This is a genomic window from Algihabitans albus (genome assembly GCF_003572205.1).
GTDB classification, from domain to species: Bacteria; Pseudomonadota; Alphaproteobacteria; order Kiloniellales; family DSM-21159; genus Algihabitans; species Algihabitans albus.
In genome coordinates, this window is the sequence record NZ_QXNY01000004.1 from 641,365 (window position 1) to 665,552 (window position 24,188).

Sequence of the window (24,188 nt, forward strand, 5' to 3'; positions counted from 1 at the left end):
GCCGGTTAGGTCCGTGCCAGGTCCTCGCCGGCCAGGGCGCGGGCGACCAGGGCCCGACTCTCCGGCAGGCCGTAGAGTGCGAAAAAGCTACCGAGCCGCGGCCCTTGCTCCTGACCCAGAAGTACTTCGTAACAGGCCCTGAACCAATCGCGTAGGGAGGGGAAGGTCTCGCGTTTGCCGATCTCGTAGACCCGGTTCTGGATGGTCTCGCCATCGGCGCCGTCGGGTAGTGCTTCCAGTTCCGTCAACAGATCCTGGAAAGCCGGGCGTTCCTCCGGCGTGGGCGCCCGGTAGCGCTTGGCGGGCTTGACGAAATCCCGGTAGTAGACGATCGCGTAGTCGACCAGCTTCGCCAGAGTCGGATCGCTCGCCGGGCTTGCGCTCGGCGCGTAGCGGCTGATGAAGCCCCAGAGCACCTCCGGCGCGTCCGCGTTGCAGGCGCCCACCAGGTTCAGCAACAGGCTGAAGGAGAGGTGGGCGGGTTCACGCGGCGGTTCGCCGCCGTGGATGTGCCAGACCGGGTTTTCGACTTGCTTGCCCGCCGGTTCCTCCTCGAATTTGGCGAGGAAGCTCAGGTAGTCGTCCACCGTGCGGGGAATGGCATCGAAGTAAAGCCGCTTTGCGGCCCGCGGCTTCTGGTACATGAAGAGCGACAGGCTCTCCGGCGGCGCGTAGGTCAGCCACTCCTCGACCGACAGGCCGTTGCCCTTGGATTTCGAGATCTTCTCGCCCTGCTCGTCCAGGAAGAGCTCGTAGGTAAAGCCTTCGGGCGGTTGGCCGCCGAGGATCTTGCAGATGCGCGCGCCCAGGCGTACCGACTCGATCAGATCCTTGCCGGACATCTCGTAGTCGACGCCCAGGGCCGCCCAGCGCATGCCCCAATCGGGCTTCCATTGCAGCTTGCAGTGACCGCCGGTGACCGGCAGCTCGGCCTTGCCGCCGTCCTCGTCCTCGAAGACGATCGTTCCAGCCTCGACCTTGCGCTCCAGGATCGGGACCTGCAACACCCGCCCCGTTTTCGGCGAGATCGGCAGAAAGGGGCTGTAGGTTTGCCGCCGCTCCTCCCCGAGCGTCGGGAGCATGACCTGCATGATCTCCTCGTAGCGCTCCAGCACTGTCAGCAGTGCGGCGTCGAATCGGCCCGAGCGATAGAAGTCGGTCGAGGATTTAAACTCGTAGTCGAAGCCGAAGGCGTCCAGGAAGGCGCGCAGGCGTGCATTGTTGTGCGCACCGAAGCTCTCGTGTTCGTCACCGAAGGGATCGGGGATCGAGGTCAGCGGCTTGCCCAGGTGCTGGGTCAGCATCTCTTTGTTCGGAACGTTGTCCGGGACCTTGCGCAGGCCGTCCATATCGTCCGAGAAGCAGAAGAGGCGCGTGGGGATGTCGCACAGACTCTGGAAGGCGTGACGGACCATGGTGGTGCGCACCACCTCGCCGAAGGTGCCGATATGCGGCAGGCCCGAGGGGCCGTAACCCGTCTCGAACAGGGCATATCCCTTATCGGGTGTCTTGCCGTCCAGACGCTTGAGTAGCTTGCGGGCCTCGTCGAAAGGCCAAGCTTTCGCCGTCTCCGCCAGCGCGCGTTCGCTCGTCATCGTTCTGCTATTCCCACACCAAGAACCTCCACAGGAGGGGTGCGCAAGCTAGGGGGGCGATGGATAGCCGTCAACGCGCCCTCGATGCGATTGCAACGGGGGTGTCATGCAGGCCTGTTACGGCTGGATCGATATGGCCTTAGTTTTCTTGGGGAGAACGCGAATGACGACCTACGGCGAGCACAAGACGGTGACCGCCATGGGCCACCTGATTCTCAAGCACCCGCCCGCCATTCCCTTCATGATGATGATCGCGCCGGAGCAGGGCGCCTAAGTGCAATCCGGTTTAATCCGTGCGCGCGAAGAGGTGGCGGAAGAAGTCCCGCTCCTTCGCCATCTCGACGAACTGGACCCGCTGATCGGGGCTCAGATCGGCGGCCCAGCCGTGCAGGTCGGTGCCGACCCCTGCCCAGAAGGCGTTTCGGTCCCCATCGCGCGTGTTGAGAATCTGTTCCACGCGTGCCGTATCGTAGACCTCGTCGTTCAGCATATCGACCAGCTCGTCGCGGGTCGATGTGCCCTCCGAGTATTGGCTAGCGAGTCCGTCGAGCGTGCGTTGGCGGAAATTCCGCAGACCCTCGGTTTCTTGAGGCGTGAGTGCAAGCCGTTCGGCGACACTGTCGATATGCGCTTGCGGATCGGGTCTTTCGTCACTTGCGGCAAAGTGGCCGAAGACGGCGCCGCCGAGCAAACCCAGATTGAGCAACAGGGAGAGGACGAGGGCCGTCGTTAAGAGCGGAGCGCGCATCGCGGGCCGCCTAGAGGAAGGGGGCAGGTTGAGCGCCGAAATCGGCCACCGTCACCTGCGACGTCTGAAGGGGGGCGAGCGAGGGTGCCAGTCCCTGATTGCCGATCTCGAATCCTCCGACGCCTACGACCAGCGCCAGCGCCGCCATTGCACCCCAGCGCAGAAGCGGTTGGCCCAGTAGGCCTTCTATCCAGGCACCGGCTTCGGGGCGTGCCTTGAGCGGTGCCCGGACGATGGCCTGCGCGCGGCTGACCAGCGGCGCAGGCGCGGCCAGCGGATCTCGCGCGTCCGGCTTGAGCGCTTCACGCAACAAGGCGACGTCCTCGGCCGCCTCCGGCGCATAGGCGATCCAGGCTTCGACCTCCGCGGCTTCGGTCTCGCTCAGGTGCCCTTCCAGCCAAGCGGCCAGGACGACCGGCCCCGGTCGCTCGACCGCGCCCCTGCCACGATCCGAGCGTGCCAAGAGCTGCCGCGCTGCGGCGCCTCCGATCTCGAACTCCTGCTCCCCAGTCATCTCGCAACACCCCTATCTCACGAAAACTTGTACGTCCCGTCCACGGCGGTCATCCCTTATCTACCTCAGCGAAATGCTGACGCAGCTTGGTCAGTGCCTTGTGGTGCATCGACCGCACCGTTTGTGCCTCGACGCCCAGCAGCGTTGCCGCTTCGGCGACGTCCTTTTCCTCGTCGTACAGCATGCGCAATACCGCGGCCTGGCGCTCCGACAGCAAACCCTCGGGAATGCGGACCGGTTGCACGGGCTCGACCGGATCGACCGCCAGCCGATACTCCGGGACGTCGTCGATCGCCTCGGCATGCACGCCGGTGGGGCGGCCGCGGCGCAGAGTGTCGATGGCCGTCGTCGTCGCGATCACGGTCAGAAAGGTGGTGATTTTCGCCTTGCCCGGATCGTAGCCGCGCAGCAGCTTGTAGTCGTTCCGGCAGAGCTTGAGGTAGACCTCCTGCACGACGTCGTCGGCCTCGTCGCCGCGACCGGCGGGCACCAGGCGCTTCTGCACGGCGGCATAGACCACCGCTGCCGTGTCGGCGACGAATCCGTCCCATGCCGGCTTGTCGCCGCGCACGAGCTGTTTGATCTGATGCGGATCTCCGGACATGTCACGGCTAGGCAATAAAGCCTGCGAGGGCGCGAGGCCAGCCTGCAAAGCCCTGTACGGCAGTTTTCGCCGGGTGTTTTCCGCAGGAGTCCCAGCCTGGAAGCAGCAGCTATGAAACCCGCCAGTCCGAATCGGTGCCATGCCGGGCGGGGCCGCCTATACTCCGCGCGCCATGCGCGAATCGCCTCCTTCTCTTGTTGCCGCCGTTACCGCCGCCGTCTGGTTGACCCCCGACGGAGAGGTGGACTCGCTGAGTCCAGCCGAAGCCGCCCAGCGGGCCAGCCGGCAGCCCCCGCTGGTCTGTCATCGGCGGGCAACGGCGACGCGGCTGGGCATCGATCCCTTTCCGGCCTTCGACCTGTTGGAACTCTTCGCCTTCGTGCGGCCCGCCCGCTTCTGCGCGCCGACGCCGCGCGGGCTGGCGCAGGCGCTCGATCTCGGCGACCCGCGCAGCCTGGAGGCGCAGGCGGTCGCACTGGGCCAGGTGGCCGACCGCCTCTTGGCGGAGTTGGCCGCGCGCGAGGGGCTGAACGGTCAGGCTCTGTCCATCGCCTGGACCATGACGCAGGCCGGTTGGCCCTGGGGCCAGGCCGTCCTGGGGGCCCTCGACTTCGGCAAGGCTGAGACCGCGCCGCGCCGGTCCAGCGGATACCAAGTTTGGGAGCGCTTGTCCGAGTGGTCCGAGCATGCGCCGGAACCGCCGGCCGGCAATGAGCCGGTCGATCCGGAGGAGGCGCGCCGACGCCTGGCCGATCTGCTCGATTCGGACTCCGAAGCGCGGCCGCAACAGGCGGACTATGCCAGCGCCGTCGCGGCCGCGTTCGCGCCGCGCGACCGGGAGGAAGACCCGCACCTGGTTCTGGCGGAGGCCGGGACTGGGGTCGGTAAGACGCTCGGCTATATCGCGCCAGCCAGCCTCTGGGCGGAAAAGAACGGCGGCGCCGTCTGGCTCTCCACCTACACCCGCAATCTGCAACAGCAGATCGACAGCGAACTGGACCGGCTCTTTCCTCACCGCGCCGAGAAGATCCGGCAGGTCGTCGTGCGCAAGGGGCGGGAGAACTACCTCTGCCTGCTCAATTACGAGGAGGCGGTGCGCGGTCTGGCGGCGCGGCCCGCCAGCGCCGTGCCGCTCGGCCTGCTGGCGCGTTGGGCGCTGGCGACGCGCGACGGCGACATGGTCGGCGGTGATCTGCCCGGCTGGCTCGCGGATCTGACCGGTCGCGGGCGCACCTTCGGGCTGGCCGACCGGCGCGGCGAATGCATCTACGCCGCCTGCCCGCACTACAGGAAGTGTTACATCGAGCGTTCGGTACGCCGGGCCCGCCGGGCCCGGCTGGTGGTGGCCAACCATGCGCTGGTCATGGTCCAGGCGGCGCTTGGCGGCAGCGAAGACGGTCAGTTGCCGCAGCGCTACGTTTTCGACGAGGGGCATCACCTCTTCGATGCGGCGGATAGCGCCTTTGCCGCTCACCTCTCGGGCCAGGAAACCATGGAGTTGCGCCGCTGGCTGCTGGGTGCCGAGGCGACGCGCCGAGGCGGCTCGAGCCGGCAGAGGGGACTGCAACGCCGCATCGAGGATCTGGTAACCGGGCAGGATCATCTCGAAACCCTGCTTCAACGGGCTCTGCGAAGCGCCCGTGTGCTCGCGGCGGAAGGCTGGCATCAGCGGGTGGCCGATCCCGATGGCGGCGAAGGACCGACCGAGCGCTTTCTGGCGCGCGTTCGCCAGCAGGTCTACGCCCGGGCGCCGCAGCGCGGCGAAGGCTACAGCCTGGAAACCGAGGTACGCCCGGTGGCCGAAGGTTTGGTCGCGGCGGCCAAGGACCTGGAGACCGCGCTGGAGAAGTTGGAGCAGCCGCTGGTGGAGCTGCGCGACGGCCTCGCGGCACGGCTCGATAGAGACGCCGACACATTGGACGGCGATACGCGCCGCCGGATCGAAGCGACGATGCGATCGCTGGAACGCCGCGCGGTGCGGCCGCTGCGCGCCTGGCGTCAAATGCTGCGCGTGTTGGACTCCGACGCCTCGCCGCCGGAGTTCGTCGACTGGTTGGCGGTGGAACGGATCGAAGGACGCGACATCGACGTCGGCTTCTTCCGCCACTGGGTGGATCCGACCGAACCTTTTGCTCAAGCTGTCCTTGCGCCGTCTCACGGAGCCGTCGTCACCTCCGCGACCTTGACCGACAAATCGGGCGATTCCGAGCTGGACTGGTTGGTCGCGGCGCAGCGCAGCGGCAGCGTCCACCTGCCGCGCCCGGCGATTCGCGCTCAGGTGCCCTCGCCTTACGACTATGCGGCTCAGACGCGGATCTTCGTGGTCACCGACGTGCGTAAGGACGACCTCGATCAGGTGGCGTCCGCAGTGCGCGAGCTCTTCCTGGCGGCCGGGGGCGGCGCGCTGGGTCTCTTCACTGCGATCAGCCGGCTACGCGCCGTGCATGCGCGGCTCGGTCGTCCACTGGAACAGGCGGGGCTGGAGCTCTATGCCCAGCATCTCGACGGTCTGGACGTGGCCACATTGGTCGAGATCTTCCGGGCCGAGCCCGACTCCTGTCTGCTCGGTACTGATGCGGTACGCGACGGCGTGGACGTTCCGGGCAGGGCCTTGCGTCTGATTGTCTTCGACCGCGTGCCCTGGCCACGGCCGGACTTGCGCCACAAGGCGCGGCGCGCGGCCTTCGGCGGCAAACGCTACGACGACATGATCACACGCTTGAAGCTGCGCCAGGCCTACGGCCGGCTGGTGCGGCGCGCCGACGATCACGGCGTCTTCGTCCTGCTGGATCCCATGGTGCCCTCGCGTTTCGCCAGCGCCTTTCCCGAGAGCGTCGACTTCGTCCGCGTCGGTCTCGCGGAGGCCGTCGCGGAGACGCAGGCATTCCTGCAAGGCGAGACTAACCGACTCCGAAGTAGATGAAGATCGCCGAGATCGTGCCGATCGACAGCAGCGTCGAGATCACGATGGCGGCGGTGGCGCGCTGGATGTAAAGGCCGTAACGGTGCGCCAGGACGAAAACCAGGGCGCCGGTCGGCAGAGCGGCCTGAATCACGGCCGCCTGGGCCCAGATCGGTTCCATCGTCATAACATGGAAGGCGAGCCAGTAGGTCACCGCCGGCATGACCAGGAGCTTGAGCATGGACAGCCATCCCACTTCTCCGATTCCGGCGGTCAGGGATTTGCCCACCATGAAAAGCCCCATCGCGAACAGCGCGCAGGGACCCGCGGTCGAGCCCATGAGGTCGCAGAAGCGCGCGACCGGTGTTGGCAGATCCAGACCCGACCAAGCCCAGAGGATGCCGGCGGCGGCGGAGAGCAGCAGCGGCGACTTGACGACGGCCGCCAAGGCGTTCCTGGCCAGTTGCAGGGCCGCTTCGTCGCCGTTGCCGTCCAGCTCGATCAGCATCGTGGCGACCGCCATCACCACCACCCCGGTCATCACCGTGGCGATGATGCCGGCCGGCAGCCCGGCCTCGCCATAGGCGATCAGCAGCAGCGGTATGCCCATGTAGCCGGTGTTGGAGAAAATCGCCGCCGCGCCATGCAGTGTCAGAATCGCCAGGCGGCCGGGGAAGACGAAGGCGGCAACCAGGACCGCCAGTCCGAAGGTTCCGATCAATCCGCCGCCGAACGCCACGATGAAGGGCCAGTGAAGAATCTGGGAGAGTTCGAGCTGGGCCATGGTGCCGAAGAACAGCGCCGGCAGAGCCACATAGAAAACGAAGGCGTTGAGGGCTCCGGATGCCTGCTCGCCGAGCAGGCCGGCCCGGCCGACGGCATAGCCGCAGCCCATGATCGCGAAGACCGGCAGGACGATGTTGAGGATAGCCTCCATGGCGGCCGCAAGTAGCCCGGCCGGACGGGGTCAGTCCAGACCGCCGAGGGCAATGCTCCTATGCTCCTGCAGACCGGATAGGCAACCGAACCGCGAACCGGGCGGAACCGTTCGGTCCGGAAGCGTTCCTCAGTGCCGAACGACCTTGCGATAGAGATGCCAGGTGGCATGTCCGAGGATGGGCATCACGAAGATCAGGCCGAGCAACAGCGGGACGGATCCGATCACCAGCCCGCCCGCGACGATCAGTCCCCAGACTGCCATGGGTCCGGGGTTCCGACGTACCGCGCGGATCGAGGTCGAGATGGCCGTCAGCAGGCTCACGTTGCGATCGAGCAGCAGCGGGAAGGAAACGACGCTGATTGTGAGAACCACGACAGCGAAGACGGCACCGGCACCGACCCCGGCCAGGATCAGGGTCCAGCCGGCACCCGTCGTCAAAACGTCCCGCAGGAATCCGCTCAGCGAGGCCGGCGGCTCGGGGCCGAGAGTCGCGCCGTAGATCCACTGTGCCGACGCCAGCCAGACGAAAAAGATCGCGAAGAGCAGAAGGGCCAGCAGCGCGATCGCGCCGAAGGCCGGCGCGCGCAGTGTCGCGAAGGCATCGGCCCAGGTCGTCTTGAGACCTTGCTCCCGTCGGCGGCTGATCTCGTAGAGACCGATGGCCGCCGCCGGTCCGACCAGGGCGAAGCCGGAGGCGAGCGGAAAGAGGAGGGGCAGAAGGTCGTACCCGAAGGCGACCCGCGCCAGAACGAAGCCGACAATGGGATAGAGAAGGCACAGCAGAATGATGTCACTGCGATAGGCGGCAAAATCTTCGACACCTTTGGTCAGAGCGTCTCGCAGGTCGGCAACCCGGATGGTTCGAACCTCCGGAGCGAAGACCTGCGCGGGGCGATCCTCTCGACTAGCAGAGCGGCTCATGGAGTCCGCGTGCTGTGCCGCCGATTTGAACTGTTCGACGCCCCATTCGATGGGATTGCGTATGGTAGCCATAGTCGGTCCTCACGTTTCGAGTGGTCCGCACTGCTTCCATCGTTCGCGCCGCTTCGCTGCTCCGCGAAGCGTAGGGGTCGACGCGACTGGGACCGGTCCAAAATCAAGACGCGGTGCTTGGGTTCCAGCTGCTTCGCCCGATAAGGTTAAGGATCAATTTACCATATTATCTCCTGGCCGTTTGGATATTCACAGTTTTTTGCGGTGCTGTGACTCCCTTGCGGCGATGCCGTTGCGGAACGGCGGGTTTTGCGCCCGCTCCGCCGCTCCGCTTGACGCGGACTTGCCTGCTAGGCATCACTTGGCGCACTCACTAAACCTGGAGGCTCACCGGTGCAGATCGATCCCCATTCCGCCTTGGTCTACGTCATGGTTCTGGTTTCCGCCGCCGACGACGATATGACCGATGCGGAACTCGAAACCATGGGCGAGATCGTGCGCTACCTGCCGGTTTTTCGCGGTTTCGACTCTCAGCGCCTGACCGCGATCGCGGATTCCTGCGCCGATCTGCTCAGCGACGAAGACGGGTTGGACAAGGCGATGGATGCCATCGAGACGGCTCTGCCCGACCATTTGCGCGAGACGGCCTATGCGCTTGCCTGCGACGTTGCCGCCGCCGATGGTCAGGTGGCGCAGGAGGAAATGCGTCTGCTCGAACTGATCCGCTACCGCCTGCGGGTCGGCCGCCTGCCTGCCGCGGCAATAGAGCGCGCGGCGCGGGCGCGCCACCAGACGCTGTAGCACCCACCCAAGTTTAGGCAGCAGTCTCGAGAGGCTGCTGCTAATATGCTGGTTTCATTGCATTTTTACATTGCGCTGGCGATGGAGCGCGCGGCAGGATTCCGGTTCCGACTACGGTCACTGGGACAGGAGGTTTGGTGCCGTGAGCCTGGAATTGCTGTTGAACGACTACCGTCTGACCACGGCGGAGATCCTCTATCACATGCCTGACCATCCGGGTCTGCTTCAGACGTACGTCTGGCAGGACTATGATCGGGCTCCGCGGTATCCCGTGCTCTGCCAGTTCCTCGACTTTTGGATCCGCGAGCTGGATGGGCCGTTGCATTCGGTCAAGGTGGCCGGCCAGAAGCTGATCGTCCCGCCGGAAACACGCGTCGCCGATGCCTTGCTGACGCTTCACTAGACCAGGTAGTGATCAGTCGGACCCACGTATCGGGTCCGGCGATTCTGTTGAATCCAGTCTCGATTCAAAGTGTGAGGGTCTGTTTCCTAGGATCGGCGGAACCGCGAAGCGAGTCCATACGATCACAACAGGCTCTGGAGCCGTCTTTGCCCGATAAGGCCGCCGGGTGATCCAAGAGGGCGTGCGTTGGGAGTGACGCTTCGCCGCTTGGACCGAAGCGCTGCGGCACATAGGTTGTGGATTAATCCTAATCGCAACAGTCGACCTCCGGAAACCGTGACCTTTTCCCTTCTGTCTTCCCCCAGGTCAGCCGCCCCTTCCGAGGCGCTGGCGACGCCGCGTGCCGTTGCCCTCTGGCTTCTGGGCGTGGCGGCGCTGATCTTTGCGATGGCGGTGATCGGCGCCATCACCCGGCTGACCGAATCCGGCCTCTCGATCATGGAGTGGGCGCCGGTTTCGGGATTCCTACCGCCGCTGAGCGCGGCGGAATGGGAGCGGTTGCTTGAGTTGTACCGACGGACTGCCGAGTACCAGCAGATCAATCGCGGCATGACGCTGTCGGAGTTTCAGGAGATCTTCTGGTGGGAGTGGATTCACCGCCAGTGGGGCCGTCTGATCGGTCTGGCCTATGCCCTGCCGCTGGCCTGGTTCTGGCTGCGCGGAAGGCTGCCGGGCTGGATCAAACCGCACCTGCTGTTCGCGCTCGGCCTCGGCGCGCTGCAGGGCTTCATGGGATGGTTCATGGTGGCCAGCGGCTTCTTCGGCGAGCGCACAGACGTCAGCCAGTACCGCCTGGTTCTCCACCTCTCCCTCGCGCTGATCATCTATGCCTATCTGCTGTGGCTCGCGCTCAGCCTCTTGAGAGGTTCAGCGACGGCGCCGGAGGCCGTGCCTCTGCGCCTAGCGGCGAAAGCCTTCGCGGGGCTTCTGGCCGTCACGGTCGTCTCGGGCGGATTCGTCGCCGGGACCAACGCCGGGATGACCTACAACACCTTTCCTTTGATGGACGGACAACTGATCCCGGCCGGATACGCGGCCCTGCAGCCTTGGTGGATGAACTGGTTCGAGACCATCGCGGCGATTCAGTTCAATCACCGTCTTCTGGCCGTCACGACGGCGGGCGCGGCGTTGCTGCTGTGGCTGGGGTCTCGCCGCCGGGACCTGGCACCGGCGATGCGGCAAGGTTTCGTTGCCGTTGCCGGCGTAGCTCTCGTACAGACCGGGCTTGGGATCGTCACGCTGTTGCTGGCCGTGCCGGTCTGGCTCGGGGCGTTGCACCAGGCCGGGGCGCTCTGTCTGATCGCAGCAACGGTCTTCCTGCTGCACAGCCTGCGGCGCGCCTCGACGGCGCTCTGAAGAGCGACTCTAGCTGTCTTGTTGGGACTGGCTCTCCGCGTACTCGTCGGCGGCCATCGCCGCAGCGATCGAGGCCGAACTTTGCGACACGGCGACCCAGCCGCCCTGCTCCTCCAGTGGCAACGCCGGGCGCCTGGCCATGCGGTAGAGTGCGAAGCCGCCGAGCAGCAGATGCAGCAGGGCGACCGTGGCGAAGAAACCGCTCGGCCCCATGACGCCCATGGCCGCCCCGGCAGCCGGCGGTCCGAGGATGCCGCCCACCGCATAGACCAGATAAAGCGTCGAAGAGGCCGCCACCATCTGTTCGCGTTCCAGATGATCGTTGGCGTGGCTCAAAACCAGCGCGTACATGGAGAGGCAGAACCCTCCGAAGACCGCCGCGAGCCCGTAGAGGGGCCAGCGATCGAGGTCGCCGACCCACCAGGCCAGCCCTGCGACACCGCTTGCGATCAGGGTGACGACGGTCATGACAAGCCGCCGGTCGAAGCGGTCGGAGAGCTGCCCGATCGGAAACTGCAGCAGCACGCCCCCGATCATGAAGGCGGAGACGAAGATCGAGATCTCGGCCCCGGTCAGACCGGCCGAGGTGGCGTAGACGGCGCTCATGCCCATCAGCGCCCCTTGCGCGACGCCGAGCAGGGCCGCTCCGACCACGGCCAAGGGCGAGGTGGTATAGAGCACCGTCAGGGAGACCGGTTGAGGGGCGTCGAAGTAGGGCGCCGGGCTGGCCGAAAGCAGCATCGGGACAAGAGAAACGGACAGCAGGACCGACACCAGGATGAACAGCACGAAGCCGCTCGGGTCGGACAGGACCAGAAGATACTGGCCGGCGGCCATGCCGAGCATGACGACGATCATGTAGATCGCCAGAACCTGGCCGCGGGTTTCGTTGGTCGCCCTGTCGTTCAACCAGGACTCGGCGACGATGTAGAGGGCTGCCACGCAGAAGCCGGTGACGATGCGCATGGCCGTCCAACTGATCGGCTCGATCATCACCGAGTGCGCGAGAACGGCGACCGAAGCCACTGATGCCACCGCTGCGAAGACCCGGATGTGGCCAACCCGCCTGACCATCAGAGGCGTCACCAGGGACCCGATCAGAAAGCCCACATAATAGCCGGCCATGATCACGCCGGTGATCGTTTCGTTGAAGCCTTCCAACCCCGCGCGCACGCCCAACAATGTCGATTGAAGGCCGTGTGCGGCCATGATGAGCCACAGGCCGATGAACAGGCTCCAGGTGGCGGCAAGCGCAGTAATCATCGCCGGGAACCTTTAGCGCAGGCCTTGCGGGAAAACAGGCGGTCCAGTTCGGAATCGGGCGCCTGTCGAGCAGGCCACGACGCATTGCGAGCGTCGGCGTGAAACCCCGTGGAATCAAGCGTCCCGACAGGCGTGGACTTTTTTTCGCCATCCCTCTTGCAACCGCGCAACAGATACACACATTTCCGCATAGACAATGCGCAAATTGGTAAATCCACCGAGACGCGCAAGGAATTTCGGCAGGCGGACGTGCGCCCTCTCTGCAGGGTCGGTCTCGTCCGAAGGTCGAGGTTGAATTGGTTGGGCCGTCGATCACCGGTCTCGGCACGACCAATATGTCGGTTCGTCGTCCGCAGTCCTGCGGATCTCCCCGTCAGACGGATCGGCACCCTAGCTGAGAGGTTGCTTCGCGGTAACTCTTGCGGCGTCCTTCGGGGCGCCGCCTTTTTTCATGACGCAAGTCTTCCCGACGGCGCGAGGACATTCCGCGAGGGGCTAAGCAAAACCGGGTCCGCGCAGAGACCGGAGCCGATTGGAGCGTGTCCGTTCATTGGCCTCCGCAGCCAACTCCTCCGCGGCAGATGCCCGCTTTCCGAAAAGGCCCGGTGTCAGAGCTCCTTCGCTTTCGCCAGGACCTCCTCGACGTGGCCCGGCACCTTCACCTTGCGCCATTCGGCCCGCAGCACGCCCTTTTCGTCGATCAGGAAGGTGGAGCGGTCGATTCCCATGTATTTCTTGCCGTACATCGCCTTCTCGACCCAGGACCCGTAGGCCTCGACCGTCTTGCCGTCCTCGTCCGATGCAAGGGTGAAGGGCAGGTCGTACTTCGCCTTGAACTTATCGTGCTTGGCGACAGTGTCCTTGGACACGCCGATGATCTCCGCGTCGAGCCCGTTGAAGTCCGGCAGGTTGTCCCGGAAGCCGCAAGCCTCCTTGGTGCAGCCGGGGGTGTCGTCCTTCGGGTAGAAGTAGAGGACGATCTTCTTGCCGCGCAATCCCTTGAGGGAAACCGAGCCGCCGCCATCCGTGGGCAGGGTGAAGTCCGGGGCAGGCTTGCCAACTTCAACGCTCATAGGGGCCTTCTCCATCTCGCTGTGGTCGCGGCAAAGGTGACCTCGGGGCGCCGAAAGTCAAGCTGGTGGGACACCGCTGCGCGGTCCGCTCAAGGCTTCTGGCCCTCAGAGCCTTTGAATCCCTTGGCGTCTACCACTGCGTCGCGCTGGGCGATCAAGACACGGGCTGGTTCCTCGATCAGTTCGGCATAGCTCTCGCAGACCCGCTCGACGGCGGCCATCAGGTCGTCGCGCAGCAGGCCGAAATCGGCCTTGCCGGCGAAGCGCGCGAGCGCGCGCTTCTGGCCCTCCGGCGCCTGCTGCTCGTCGAAGGTTTCCCCGGCCGTGAGGCGGAGCACCTGTTGGAGCGCGCTCAGCAGTCGTTCCGCCTCGATCAGTCCCGTCGAGCGGTGCGGGCCGATGACTTCGGCCAGGCCCAGCGCCTCCAGGGCTTCGACCGTCGAGGTCTTCAGCACGGCGGGACTGTCCTGTCCCGAGAGCAGCTGCAGACCCTGAGCGAGGAAGTCGAGGTCGTACAGTCCGCCGCGCAGATATTTCAGGTCCCAGAGACCTCTGGCCGGATGCTCCTTATCGATCCGGCGGCGCATCTCGGCCACGTCGATCAAGGTTTTCTCGCGGTCGCGCGGACGCGTCAGAACGGACTGGATCGTCCGCTTCAGATCTGCGGCCAGGCCCGGATCGCCGGCGATCGGCCGAGCCCGGGTCAGTGCCATCTCTTCCCAGGTCCAAGCGTCCTCGTCCAGATAGCGGCGATAGCCGGCGAGAGAGACGGCAATGGGACCCGTCGCGCCGGAGGGGCGCAGGCGCGGATCGACCTCGTAGAGGCTGCCCTCGGCCGTCTGTACCGTCAGCGCGGTGATCAGGCGTTGGCTCAGCCGGCCGAAGTAGATCGACGGGTCGAGGGGTTTGGGCCCGCTGGACTCGCGCGTTCCCGTCGCGACCTCGTAGACGAAGACCAGATCGAGGTCGCTGGTCGCCGTCATCTCCCTCGCGCCGAGTTTGCCCAGCGCCAGGACGGCCAGGCCGCGACCCGACATCTCACCGTGTTGACGGGCCAGTTCCGCCTGGACGCGCGGAAGCAGAGCCCGCAGCGTCGCCTCGGCAATGGCGGTGTAGGACCGGCCCGCACCCGTGACATCGCAGTCGCCGCGCAGGATACGCAAACCGACCTGGAAGCGGCGATCGCCCGCCCAGCGGCGAACCAGATCGAGCGTTTCCTGAAAGTCGCGAGCCTGGCCCAACGCCTCTTCCAGTTCCGCGGCGAGACCCGCTGCGTCCGGCAGCGCGTCGCCGAATCCAGGCTCAACCACCGATTCCAGAAGGCTCGGCCGGCGTCCCAGGTGCTGTGCCAGGGCCGGCGCGTCGCCCATGATTTCGGCGAGCAGATCGAGCAGTTTGGGGTTCTCGTGGAGCATCGAGAAGAGCTGAACGCCTGCCGGCAGTCCGGCCAGAAAGGTGTCCAGGCGCAGCAGGGCATCGTCGGGCTGTGCGGTGCGGCCGAGGGCTTGAAGCAGACTTGGCATCAACTCCGTCAGGTATTCCCGCGCGCGGGTTGTGCGGGTGGCGCGATAGCGGCCGTGATGCCAGGCCCGCACGAGGTTGAAGACCCGCGTTCCATCGGCGAAGCCGAGCTTGGCCAGAGTCTCGAGAGTTCCCGGTTCCGGTTCACCGCCGGTAAAGACGAGGTTGCCAGGCCCGGACAGGCTCGGAGCCTCCTCGAACAGTTCGGCGTAGTGCTGCTCGACGCGCTCGAGATGGTTCACCAACTCCTGTCGGAAGGCGGTCGAATCGCTCGTGCCGAGGAAGGCGGCGACGCGCTCCACGCCCTCGGCGTCGCCTGGAATGAGATGCGTCTGCTGGTCGCCGATCATCTGAAGACGGTGCTCGAGCCGGCGCAGGTAGCGGTACGCCTTGTTCAGGTCCTCTGCGGTCTCCGGCTTGACCCGGCCGAACTGGACCAATCCGTCGAGTGCGACGAGCGTCTGCGGCTTGCGCAGTTCGGGATTGCGGCCGCCGAAGATCAACTGCTGTGTCTGAGCGAAGAACTCGATCTCGCGAATGCCGCCCCGACCCAGTTTCACGTTGTGTCCCTCGACCGCGATGTGGTTGCCGCCCTTGTGCGCGGCGATCTGGCGCTTGATCGAATGGATGTCGCGAATGGCCCAGAAATCCAGGTGCTTGCGCCAGACGAAGGGCCGGATCTCGCGCAGGAAGAGGTCGCCCAGGTCTCGGTCGCCGGCGACGGGCCGCGCCTTGATCATGGCCGCCCGTTCCCAGTTCTGGCCGAGCGACTCGTAGTAAGTCATGGCGGCGCCGAAGGACATCGCGACCGGCATGGCGCCGGGGTCGGGGCGCAGGCGCAGATCGGTGCGGCAGACGTAGCCCTCGGCCGTGCGTTCCTCCAGCAACTGGACCAGATCGCGGGTGAGACGCGTCATCGTCTCCGCCGTGCCGCGCTTGCTGCGGCAATCGATCCGGTCGGGATCGTAGAAGACGATCAAGTCGACGTCGGACGAATAGTTGAGCTCTCCGGCTCCCAGCTTGCCCATGCCCAGCACCAGATAGCCGCAGCCCTCGGTCGGCCGTTCCGGGTCGGGCAGCGCCAGCTCCTGGCGCTGGTGGAGGCGGCGCAGCAGCAGACCGAGCCCGGCATCGATCGCCGCTGACGCAAAGCCCGACAGCGCGCCGGTGACCTGTTCCAGCGGCCAGGTCCCGGCGATGTCGGCCAGCGCGACCGTCAGCGCGCAGTGCCGACGGGCCTGCCGGAGCGCAATGCCCGCTGTCCGGGCGTCCTCGGCGAAAGCGGCCGCCCGGGTCTGCTCGAGAAGCGCCGCGATCCGCCGATCCGGTCCCTCGATCAGCAGCGTCAGAAAGCCGGCGGGATCGGCAAGGATGCAGTTGCCGAGAAAAGGACTGTTGCCGAAGACCGTTTCCAGGAGTCTTCGGCCGGCCGGCTCGTCGATCAGATGCGCAATCGCCTCGATCGTCTCGGGTCCGGCACGCCTGGCCCGTTCGGCCAGATCTTCCAGGCCGTTGGCAGCCTGGACGGAATCGAAAACGCGCGGCAGGGATTCGGCGGCAGGCAGGAAGGCGTAACGCATGGGTATGATCGGAGCCTGATTGGCGGACCAGACTGCGCCGCGCCGCCGCATAGCGTCAAGCAGGGCACGAATGTCAGACTCACTCGGAGTTCACTGGTTTCGCCGCCATCGGCTCCGGTAATGTCGCACTCATGATTCGCCGTTCCACCCGTATTGCGCTCGAGGTGCTGGTCGGGCTGCTGCTCGCTGCCGTCCTGATCGCGGCGGCCCTGCTGTGGCGCCTATCGGATGGCCCGGTCTCGGTCGATTTCCTGACTCCGGAACTGGAGCGGGCCTTCGCCGCGGCCGATAGCCCCTTGACCGTGGATGTCGGTTCGACCGAGCTGATTTGGGGCGGCTGGGACCGCACGGTGGGTTTGCGCGCCCGCGATTGGCGCGTCAACGGTCCGGATGGCCAAAGGGTGGCGCAGCTTCCCGAGGTCGACATCGCGTTAAGCCTGCGTGCCTTGGCTCAAGGCGTGATCGCGCCCACCTCCGTCGAGGTCAGTGGGGCCAGTCTCACGCTGGAGCGCGATCGCGAAGGACGCTTCGGCGTGGCGGAGACAGCGGTTCCGGACAGGCTGCCCATGACGCAAGAGGTCCGGTCCGACCGGGACACGTCCCAGAACCGCGCAGGGTTCGACGCGGAGGAAACGCCGGCCGAGATCGCGGCCTTGCTGCCGGAGCTGGCAGCAAGGCTGCTCGCGCCGGCCGATCCGTCCGACCCCTTGTCTTTCTTGAACTCGCTGCGCGGTCGGGATCTCACCGTAACGCTGATCGATCGGGCCGTCGGAACGACTCTTACCGCACGCAACGGATCGATCGAGCTGTTCCGCCAAGACGATGGCATCGCGGGGACGGCGGGTCTGTCGCTCGACATCGCCGACCGGCCGATGATGCTTGAAGCGACCCTGGACTATGGAGCTGCCGACGGCCGATTGCGGATCGCGGCCGCTTTCCAGGACCTCGATCTGTCACGGCTGGGACGGCTGGCGCCGGATCTGGAGCCGCTGTCGCAGGCCGACCTGTCGTTGGACGGTTTGGTCGATTTGGTTTTGGACGCGGACGGGCGCATCGACCGGCTCGCTTTCGATTTCGCCGCCGGTGCCGGCCGCCTGTCTTTGCCTGCGTTCTATTCGAGCCCCCTCGAGCTGGCGGCCGTTGCCGCGGTCGGCACCTACGAGGCCGCGACTCGGCGGATCGCGGTGGAGGATTTCTCCCTTCAGTTCGGAAATCAGACCGCCGTCGGGCCGAACTTGCGCGCCCGGCTCAATCTCGATCTCGGCGAGGGCTTTCACGACCTCGGTATCGGTGCCCGGGTCGACCGGGTGGACGTTGCGGACTTGGAGCGTTACTGGCCGGCCGGCGCGTCGGAGAACGGCCGCACCTGGGTGCTGGGCAACATCGCGGCCGGTGCGGCCGAGAACCTGGAGGTCGTCGCTTCGTTGCGCTTTCCAGACTCTCAGGCACAAGATCCGCCGGAAGATCTCTCTCAAGAGCCGATTTTGAACAGCTTTCAGGGCGGTTTCGACTTCTCCGGGCTGGAGATCCACTACAACCGACCCATGCCGCCGGTGACCGAGGCGTCTGGGCGGGCCGTCTTCGATAGCGATGGCTTGAGCTTCGATGTCGAGCAGGGCCGCTTGCAGGAGCTCCAGTTCGACTCCGGTTCGGTCGAGATCTTCGGGCTGTCCGGTGAGGATCATCGGCTCGCCATCGACGCCGATGTCCGCGGCGGTGTGAAGCCGGCCTTGGAGGTGCTCAATCACCCGAGGCTGCTGTTGATCGATAAGCTGGGCGTGCCGCTGGAGGGCAGCGGCGGTGCCTTCGCGGCCCGTGTCGGCTTCGCCTTCCCGCTGATCGACGCCCTGACGGACGAGGAAATCGATATCACGGCTACCGCCGAGCTCTCCGACGTGATGCTTATGGATGCCGTCTCGGGGCTCGATGTCACCGAGGGTCAGCTGGCGCTCGATCTCGACGTCCGCTCGATGACCCTGTCCGGGCCGCTCCGCCTCGGCGGCCTTCCTCTGGATCTCGATTGGACCGAGTATTTCGAGGCGCGCGATGGGGTTCGGCGGGAGGTGACCGCCAGCACTGACGCGCTGGACGCGGCGGCCCGCGCGCAACTCGGCGTTCCTTTGGCGGAGCAGATTCGCGGGCCCGTCGCAGCCGACCTGCGACTCGTGGGTTTGGTCGACGAGACGTCGGATGTCGAGATCGCCTTGCAGCTCGTCGAGGCCGAGATGGACATTCCCAGGCTTGCATGGCGCAAACCGGCGGGTGTCGCCGGCACGGCGAGGCTCGTCGCACAGCTCTGGGGACAGCGTTTGGTCGCTCTGCGCAACGTCGAGGTTTTCGCGGGCGATCTCGCGGTCACGGGTGCGGCCACCTTCTCGCCTGACGACGGCGGCCTGATTCTCGCCAACCTCAACAACGTCACGCTCGGTGGAAGCAGTTTGGACGATATCAGCGTCCGTCCCTGGCCGACTCCCGCTGGCGAAGGCTGGGAGGTGCAGGTCGGCGGCGGACGTTTGGACGCTGCCCCCTGGTTGGACGACGAAGAGTCGTCCGACCAGCCGGACGAGGCCGAGCCGGACACTCCGCAAACGCCTCTGAAACTTCAGGTCGCGCAGCTTCAGTTTCTGCACTTGGGCAAAGACCGCGGTCTGGAGGCCGTCGCTCTGGAGGGAGAGCGTGGACCGCGCGGTTGGGAGCGCTTGAGCGCCTCCGCCGAGGTGCCACGGCTCTGGTGGCGGCGGAACGGCCAACTGCGCGACGGAGACGCCGAAATCCCACAAAAGCTGATCCGGTTCGATTGGGGACCGGTGACCGAGGGCAGCGGTTACGCTTTGGAGTTGGGCGCCGACGATCTGGGCGCTGTCCTGCGTGTCTTCGGCTGGGTGGACGAAATGGAGGGCGGTCAGACGAGAATTGTCGGTACCAGCCCTGGCCCGCTCTTGTCTGCGCCGATCGAGGCGGAGCTGGAGTTGCGCCAATACACTCTGGTCGATGCGCCGCTGCTCGGCCGGATCGTTGCCGGGGCTTCGCTCGGCGGTCTCGGCGGCATGCTGGCCGAGGACAATGGCATCACCTTCGAGCGCGGCGTCGGGGAACTGGTCCTGGAGCAGGGCGTGCTCTCCACCGACCTGCTGCGGGCCTACGGCCCGGCCCTCGGCATCACCGCACGGGGCACGCTGGACACGGAGGCCGACGCCATCGATCTGCAGGGCACGCTGGTGCCGGCCTATGCCATCAATCAGGTGCTGGGCGCGATCCCGATCCTCGGGCCGCTCCTGACCGGTGGCGAAGGCGAGGGCGTCCTGGGCGTGACCTACTCCGTGTCCGGCTCCCTGGACGATCCGGATGTGGATGTGAATCCCCTCTCGGCCTTGGCGCCCGGTTTCCTGCGCGGAATCTTCAGCGGCAAGATCGACGGAAGCGAGGAAGCGCTGGAGGCCTTGCCGCCTTCCGGCGCGCAACGCTGACCTTCTCCGCCTCTGGACTCGATAATTCTGTTCTTGCTTTAGTCCCTGCAAAAGCGTTCTCTCCGAGTCATGACGACGCCGACCCTCACCGACGCCTCCCGCAACGTCCTGGCCACGGCTGATGCCGCCGCCAAGGCCGCTTCGGCCCGGCGTCTGGTGGCCGACTGGCGAAACGCCGTCTTTGCGGGCCTCGGCTCCAGCGGTGCGCCGGACCGGCCTGCGCGCCCTGAGAAGCCGGAGCTGTTGTCGCCGACCAAGGTCCCGCGCCGCCGGATCAATACAGCCGTGGCCGGACGGGTCGCTTTACTGCACGCGCTGGCGCACATCGAATTGAACGCGGTGGATCTCGCCGTCGATCTGGTGGCGCGTTTCGCCTGTCCGGATCTGCCGCAGGCTTTCTTCGACGACTGGCTTCAGGTCGCCGACGAGGAAGGTAAGCACTTCCTGCTGCTGGCCGATCGTCTGGCGGAGTTGGGGGCTGCTTATGGCGATCTGCCCGCCCATGACGGCCTCTGGCAGGCGGCGGAGGAGACGGCCCACGATCTGCTGGCGCGGCTGGCGGTGGTGCCGCAAGTTCTCGAGGCACGGGGCCTCGACGTCACACCTGGAATGATCGCCAAATTGGAGCGGGTCGGCGATCCGGCCTCTGCCGCTATCCTACGGACGATCTATGAAGAAGAGATCGGCCACGTCGCCGTCGGCCGCCGCTGGTATCTCTGGCTCTGCGACCGGCGTGGGCTGGAGCCGCAGGCGACCTGGCACGATCTGGTGCGCCGCCATTTCCGCGGCGTCCTGAAACCGCCCTTCAACGAAGCGGCCCGCCGGAGCGCTGGATTGGAGCCGGACGACTACCTCCCCTTGGCCCTTCATGAGACATCCCGATGACCGCACAGTCCCATGAAGATGGGCGACGGCGCTGCGGCTGGCTGCCGCCCGGCGATCCGCTCTACCGCAGCTATCACGACGAAGAGTGGGGCGTGCCGCTGCGCGATGCCGGCGCACTCTTCGAGCTGTTGAACCTGGAGGGGTTTCAGGCGGGGCTGTCCTGGCGGACCATTCTGCACAAGCGCGAGAACTTCCGCCGGGCCTTCGCCGGCTTCGATCCGACGCTGTTGGCCGGATGGGGCGAGGCCGAGCAGGCACGGCTGCTCGCCGACGCCGGCATCGTGCGTAACCGTCTCAAGGTTGCCGCCACGCTCGACAATGCCCGGGCTTTCCTCGACCTGGAGGAGTCTCATCCCGGCGGCTTCGCGGCGTTCGTCTGGGAAGCGGTGGAGGGCAGGCCGCAGATCAATCGTTTCGCGAGTCTCGCCGAGGTACCGGCTGAAACTCCGGCTGCCCGCGGCCTGTCTAAGCGCCTGAAGGCGGTCGGCTTTCGCTTCGTCGGTCCGACCATTGTCTACAGTTTCATGCAGGCGGCGGGGTTGGTCATGGACCACACCACGCAGTGCTTCCGCTACAGCGAGCTTGCCTGACGGGTCTGGCGTAACCGGAGCTGACTATTCGATCAGTTCGAACTGGAGCAAAAGGGTACGCTGCAGGCGACTGAAATTGTCGTCGGACAGCAGCGTGATCAGCGTCTCGCCGTCGGGGCCTTCGCGCAGCCAAAGCCCCTCGATGTTGTCCACGGTCAGCGGTGCCTTGAAGAAGGCGAGTTCCTCGGGCTGCAACAGCGTGCCGGCGGAGATCGTGGCCAGCGGCGCGCGTTTCAGTTTGACGCGGACACCGCCGACGATCGAGAAGCCGCGTTCCAGCCAATAGAGATAACGCATCCCGGGATCGATCTGAGCATCGACGGGCGCCAGGTCGGCGTCTTTCGGAATGTGAAAACTCTGCCATTCCGGTTGGATGTCGTCGTTGGTGACGAAGCCCAGCCAGGTTTCCGTTTCTCGGAAGCTTGCCGTCAGACCTTCGCTGATGGCCAGCAAGCCGCCCCCGGGCAGCACGGCGAGAGACTCCACGCCAGCGTTGGCGCCTGGAGCGTGGTTCCCCGGCACCGGAGCTTGCGTGGGCCGACCGGTCGGAGGCAGAGCGTCGTAGCGATTGAGCCGATGGTGCCGCTCGAAGGCGACCAGCACCTCGCCGCTCGGCAGAACGGCAATACCCTCCGCGTCGCCCCAGTCCTTCAGTCCGGCGAGGGAGCGGCCGTCCGGCTCCCGCAGCGGCCCGAGTCGGGCGTTGCTTGCGGTCGCGAGCGTGCCTTCGCCATCGTACCCGATGGCGAAGGTGACCCAGTGGCCCTCGTCCGAGACGGCGACCGCTCGCTCCGCATCGGGTGAGAGCCAGAGCGCCGAAAGTCCGCCCAGCCGGTCGTCTTCGCTGATCAGTTCCAGACCGCCGCGCCACAGCAAGCGTCCGACCTCGGTTTGAGCCGGACGTTCGACATTGAGTTTCAGGGCCGTGACGCGCAGGGGAATCGGCTCGCCTGCTTCGGCGGCCGCGCCGGCGCTGGCCGTCGCCGGAGCAGAGAGAAGCAGGGCCGAAAGACCGATCGAAAGAAGGCGTTTCATGCCGCCCTCGCCAATGCCGCTATCTGCAAGCTGGCCGAACACGATTTCTGGTTCGTGATGGAACGGGGCCCCTTTGCCGCTCTGCTAGCCGGCGAGCCGTCGTGTCGGGCGCCGCCCGACCTGCGGGCCTTCCTCGTCGAACAGCTCTGCCAGCTTTTCCAGCATCGTTCCGCCGAGTTGTTCCGCATCGACGATGGTGACCGCGCGGCGGTAGTAACGGGTGACATCGTGGCCGATGCCGATGGCGATCAGCTCGACCGGGCTGCGCCCCTCGATGTAGGTGATCACCTCGCGCAGGTGTTTCTCCAGGTAGTTGCCGGGATTGACCGAGAGGGTGGAGTCGTCGACCGGCGCGCCGTCGGAGATGACCATCAGGATCCGCCGCTGCTCCGGCCGAGCGAGCAAGCGGTTGTGGGCCCAGAGCAACGCTTCGCCATCGATGTTTTCCTTCAGGATGCCCTCGCGCAGCATGAGGCCGAGATTGCGCCGTGCCCGCCGCCAGGGGGTGTCCGCGGATTTGTAGACGATGTGGCGCAGGTCGTTGAGCCGGCCGGGCAGCGACGGCTTGCCGGCGGCGATCCAGGATTCGCGTGACTGGCCGCCCTTCCACATGCGGGTGGTGAAACCCAGAATCTCGACCTTGACGCCACAGCGCTCCAGCGTGCGGGCCAGGATGTCGGCGGACATGGCGGCGACCGAGATCGGCCGGCCCCGCATCGAACCGGAATTGTCGATCAGCAGGGTCACCACCGTATCGCGGAAGTTGGTCTGCTTTTCCATCTTGTAGGAAAGCGAGTGCGTCGGGTTGGCGACGATGCGGGCCAGCCGGGCCGTGTCGAGCAGGCCTTCCTCCAGGTCGAAATCCCAGGCGCGGGTCTGCTTGGCCATCAGGCGGCGCTGCAAGCGGTTTGCCAGCCGTGCGATGACGCCCTGCATATGGTTGAGCTGTTGATCCAGCATCTGGCGCAGGCGCGCCAGCTCGTCGGCGTCGCAAAGGTCGGGTGCCTCGATCACCTCGTCGTGCTTGGTCGAGAAGGCGTGGTAGAGTTCATCTTCAGGCGTATTGTGGCGGTCGTGTTCGGGGCGGCGGCCCGGTTGGCCCGGTTGTTCGTCGGCGCCGCCATCCATCATGTCGCCGTCGGCTTCCGCCACCTCCTGCTCCGCCGCCTCAGCGTCGGACAGGTCGGCTTGGTCGCCGTCGCTGGCGGCCGCACTCTCGCCGCTGTCCTGCTCGCCGCCCTCGCCGCGCATCTGATCCGGCGCGTCTTCGGACTGATCCTCGCCGCCGTCGTCTTCCTGATCGTCGTCCTCCAGCTCTTCGTCGCTGGTCGCCTCCAGATCCAGATCGGCGATCATCTGGCGCACGGCCTTGGCATAGGCGCCTTGGTCGCCGATCACCGTCTTCAGGTCGTGCAGCTCCTGCAGGATGCGCGGGTCCAGCGCCTCACGCCAGACGTCGACCAGAGCCCGTGCGGCGGCCGGCGGAGGTTGGCCGGTCATGGCTTCGCGGGCCAGCAGCCGAAGGGCCTCCGACAGCGGGGCCTCCTCGCGCGAGCGGATGCGGTCATAACCGCGGGCCCGATAGCGGTCGTCCAGCACCGCGTCCAAATTCAGGGCGCAGCCCGTCATCCGACGGGCGCCCAAGGCCTCGCAGCGGGCCTGTTCGACGGCGTCGTAGATCTCGCGCGCAACCTGTTCGTTGGGGCGGCTGCGCCCGTGGACCTTCTCGCTGTGATAGCGATGTCGAAGCGCTGCGGCGTCGCATTCGCCGCGGGCCAGCAGCACCTCCTCCAAGGGCAGGTCCCTACTGGGCAGCGGCAGCCGCACCTCGGCCTTGTCGTCGGGCTGAACCGGCGGCTGGCTCGGCTGGTTGCCGCTGAAACCGACCGTCAGTTCGGCGTCGCGCGAAATCGACCGCAGCGTCGCGGCGGTGGCGCGTTTGAAGCGTTCGATCGGCGTGTCGGCGGACTGGGTCATT

The 24,188-nt window shown here is 66.1% G+C and carries 18 protein-coding genes; 7 read left to right on the top strand and 11 right to left on the bottom strand.

All coding sequences use genetic code 11. The features are described from left to right. Positions 1–5: 5 nt before the first annotated feature. The 4 genes from DBZ32_RS13150 to DBZ32_RS13165 form a co-directional block, all read right to left on the bottom strand. Positions 6–1,595, bottom strand: coding sequence for a lysine--tRNA ligase (locus tag DBZ32_RS13150; RefSeq protein ID WP_119167574.1), 1,590 nt, complete (start codon positions 1,593–1,595; stop codon positions 6–8). A gap of 286 nt (positions 1,596–1,881) precedes the next feature. Next, positions 1,882–2,343 (bottom strand): periplasmic heavy metal sensor, encoded by a 462-nt coding sequence (locus tag DBZ32_RS13155; RefSeq protein ID WP_119167575.1) that lies wholly within the window; start codon positions 2,341–2,343, stop codon positions 1,882–1,884. A gap of 10 nt (positions 2,344–2,353) precedes the next feature. After that, complete coding sequence (locus DBZ32_RS13160) at positions 2,354–2,857, bottom strand: anti-sigma factor (RefSeq protein ID WP_119167576.1); 504 nt, start codon at positions 2,855–2,857, stop codon at positions 2,354–2,356. A 49-nt stretch (positions 2,858–2,906) separates the two neighbouring features. Next, positions 2,907–3,461 (bottom strand): RNA polymerase sigma factor, encoded by a 555-nt coding sequence (locus DBZ32_RS13165; RefSeq protein WP_162906744.1) that lies wholly within the window; start codon positions 3,459–3,461, stop codon positions 2,907–2,909. Positions 3,462–3,600: 139 nt separating this feature from the next. Here DBZ32_RS13165 and DBZ32_RS13170 point away from each other — a divergent pair, with 139 nt between their 5' ends. After that, positions 3,601–6,384, top strand: a complete 2,784-nt coding sequence (locus tag DBZ32_RS13170) for an ATP-dependent DNA helicase (RefSeq protein ID WP_208539214.1) — start codon at positions 3,601–3,603, stop codon at positions 6,382–6,384. Here DBZ32_RS13170 and DBZ32_RS13175 read toward each other — a convergent pair. Both DBZ32_RS13175 and DBZ32_RS13180 read right to left on the bottom strand, forming a co-directional pair. After that, entirely contained in the window at positions 6,362–7,300 is a 939-nt protein-coding gene (locus DBZ32_RS13175) for an AEC family transporter (RefSeq protein WP_119167578.1), read from the bottom strand. The genes DBZ32_RS13170 and DBZ32_RS13175 overlap by 23 nt on opposite strands. Positions 7,301–7,429: 129 nt before the next feature. Beyond that, positions 7,430–8,296, bottom strand: coding sequence for a DUF2189 domain-containing protein (locus DBZ32_RS13180; protein ID WP_119167579.1), 867 nt, complete (start codon positions 8,294–8,296; stop codon positions 7,430–7,432). Positions 8,297–8,629: 333 nt separating this feature from the next. On the opposite strand from DBZ32_RS13180, the gene DBZ32_RS13185 reads away from it, so the two are divergent. The 3 genes from DBZ32_RS13185 (at position 8,630) to DBZ32_RS13195 (ending at position 10,796) form a co-directional block, all read left to right on the top strand. After that, the gene (locus DBZ32_RS13185; protein WP_119167580.1) at positions 8,630–9,037 is read left to right on the top strand and encodes a tellurite resistance TerB family protein; all 408 of its coding nucleotides are present in this window, start codon (positions 8,630–8,632) and stop codon (positions 9,035–9,037) included. Between the two features lie 142 nt (positions 9,038–9,179). Then, the gene (locus DBZ32_RS13190) at positions 9,180–9,440 is read left to right on the top strand and encodes an usg protein (protein ID WP_119167581.1); all 261 of its coding nucleotides are present in this window, start codon (positions 9,180–9,182) and stop codon (positions 9,438–9,440) included. A 276-nt stretch (positions 9,441–9,716) separates the two neighbouring features. Continuing rightward, positions 9,717–10,796 (top strand): COX15/CtaA family protein, encoded by a 1,080-nt coding sequence (locus DBZ32_RS13195; RefSeq protein WP_235830182.1) that lies wholly within the window; start codon positions 9,717–9,719, stop codon positions 10,794–10,796. A 9-nt stretch (positions 10,797–10,805) separates the two neighbouring features. Here the strand turns inward: DBZ32_RS13195 and DBZ32_RS13200 are convergent, their stop codons facing one another. The 3 genes from DBZ32_RS13200 to DBZ32_RS13210 all read right to left on the bottom strand — a co-directional run bounded on the left by DBZ32_RS13200 (position 10,806) and on the right by DBZ32_RS13210 (position 16,233). Next, on the bottom strand, positions 10,806–12,059 hold the full coding sequence (locus DBZ32_RS13200) for an MFS transporter (RefSeq protein WP_119167582.1): 1,254 nt from the start codon (positions 12,057–12,059) through the stop codon (positions 10,806–10,808). Positions 12,060–12,667: 608 nt separating this feature from the next. Next, positions 12,668–13,132, bottom strand: coding sequence for a thioredoxin-dependent thiol peroxidase (bcp, locus tag DBZ32_RS13205; protein ID WP_119167583.1), 465 nt, complete (start codon positions 13,130–13,132; stop codon positions 12,668–12,670). Positions 13,133–13,221: 89 nt separating this feature from the next. Continuing rightward, positions 13,222–16,233 (bottom strand): bifunctional [glutamine synthetase] adenylyltransferase/[glutamine synthetase]-adenylyl-L-tyrosine phosphorylase, encoded by a 3,012-nt coding sequence (locus DBZ32_RS13210; RefSeq protein ID WP_119167816.1) that lies wholly within the window; start codon positions 16,231–16,233, stop codon positions 13,222–13,224. 131 nt (positions 16,234–16,364) lie between these two features. Between DBZ32_RS13210 and DBZ32_RS13215 the strand changes: the two genes are divergently transcribed. The 3 genes from DBZ32_RS13215 (at position 16,365) to DBZ32_RS13225 (ending at position 21,175) form a co-directional block, all read left to right on the top strand. Beyond that, a complete protein-coding gene (locus DBZ32_RS13215) occupies positions 16,365–19,700 on the top strand; it encodes a YhdP family protein (protein WP_119167584.1) in 3,336 nt (1,111 codons plus the stop codon). 69 nt (positions 19,701–19,769) lie between these two features. Continuing rightward, the gene (locus tag DBZ32_RS13220; RefSeq protein WP_119167585.1) at positions 19,770–20,585 is read left to right on the top strand and encodes a ferritin-like domain-containing protein; all 816 of its coding nucleotides are present in this window, start codon (positions 19,770–19,772) and stop codon (positions 20,583–20,585) included. Next, positions 20,582–21,175 carry a DNA-3-methyladenine glycosylase I gene (locus DBZ32_RS13225; protein ID WP_119167586.1) on the top strand — a complete coding sequence of 198 codons (594 nt, stop codon included), beginning with the start codon at positions 20,582–20,584 and terminating at the stop codon, positions 21,173–21,175. The genes DBZ32_RS13220 and DBZ32_RS13225 overlap by 4 nt, the downstream gene beginning before the upstream one ends. Before the next feature lie 24 nt (positions 21,176–21,199). Here DBZ32_RS13225 and DBZ32_RS13230 read toward each other — a convergent pair whose 3' ends face one another. Both DBZ32_RS13230 and cobT read right to left on the bottom strand, forming a co-directional pair. Then, positions 21,200–22,210 carry an esterase-like activity of phytase family protein gene (locus DBZ32_RS13230; RefSeq protein ID WP_162906745.1) on the bottom strand — a complete coding sequence of 337 codons (1,011 nt, stop codon included), beginning with the start codon at positions 22,208–22,210 and terminating at the stop codon, positions 21,200–21,202. An 84-nt stretch (positions 22,211–22,294) separates the two neighbouring features. Beyond that, a complete protein-coding gene (cobT, locus tag DBZ32_RS13235) occupies positions 22,295–24,187 on the bottom strand; it encodes a cobaltochelatase subunit CobT (RefSeq protein ID WP_119167588.1) in 1,893 nt (630 codons plus the stop codon). Position 24,188: the final 1 nt, after the last annotated feature.

Coding starts and splice junctions, on each gene's coding strand:
- cobT (WP_119167588.1), bottom strand. CDS start 24,187: ATGACCCAGTCCGCCGACACGCCGATCGAACGCTTCAAACGCGCCACC.
- DBZ32_RS13220 (WP_119167585.1), top strand. CDS start 19,770: ATGACGACGCCGACCCTCACCGACGCCTCCCGCAACGTCCTGGCCACG.
- DBZ32_RS13170 (WP_208539214.1), top strand. CDS start 3,601: ATGCCGGGCGGGGCCGCCTATACTCCGCGCGCCATGCGCGAATCGCCT.
- DBZ32_RS13160 (WP_119167576.1), bottom strand. CDS start 2,857: ATGACTGGGGAGCAGGAGTTCGAGATCGGAGGCGCCGCAGCGCGGCAG.
- DBZ32_RS13210 (WP_119167816.1), bottom strand. CDS start 16,233: ATGCGTTACGCCTTCCTGCCTGCCGCCGAATCCCTGCCGCGCGTTTTC.
- DBZ32_RS13155 (WP_119167575.1), bottom strand. CDS start 2,343: ATGCGCGCTCCGCTCTTAACGACGGCCCTCGTCCTCTCCCTGTTGCTC.
- DBZ32_RS13150 (WP_119167574.1), bottom strand. CDS start 1,595: ATGACGAGCGAACGCGCGCTGGCGGAGACGGCGAAAGCTTGGCCTTTC.
- DBZ32_RS13180 (WP_119167579.1), bottom strand. CDS start 8,296: ATGGCTACCATACGCAATCCCATCGAATGGGGCGTCGAACAGTTCAAA.
- bcp (WP_119167583.1), bottom strand. CDS start 13,132: ATGAGCGTTGAAGTTGGCAAGCCTGCCCCGGACTTCACCCTGCCCACG.
- DBZ32_RS13215 (WP_119167584.1), top strand. CDS start 16,365: ATGATTCGCCGTTCCACCCGTATTGCGCTCGAGGTGCTGGTCGGGCTG.
- DBZ32_RS13230 (WP_162906745.1), bottom strand. CDS start 22,210: ATGAAACGCCTTCTTTCGATCGGTCTTTCGGCCCTGCTTCTCTCTGCT.
- DBZ32_RS13225 (WP_119167586.1), top strand. CDS start 20,582: ATGACCGCACAGTCCCATGAAGATGGGCGACGGCGCTGCGGCTGGCTG.
- DBZ32_RS13200 (WP_119167582.1), bottom strand. CDS start 12,059: ATGATTACTGCGCTTGCCGCCACCTGGAGCCTGTTCATCGGCCTGTGG.
- DBZ32_RS13165 (WP_162906744.1), bottom strand. CDS start 3,461: ATGTCCGGAGATCCGCATCAGATCAAACAGCTCGTGCGCGGCGACAAG.
- DBZ32_RS13175 (WP_119167578.1), bottom strand. CDS start 7,300: ATGGAGGCTATCCTCAACATCGTCCTGCCGGTCTTCGCGATCATGGGC.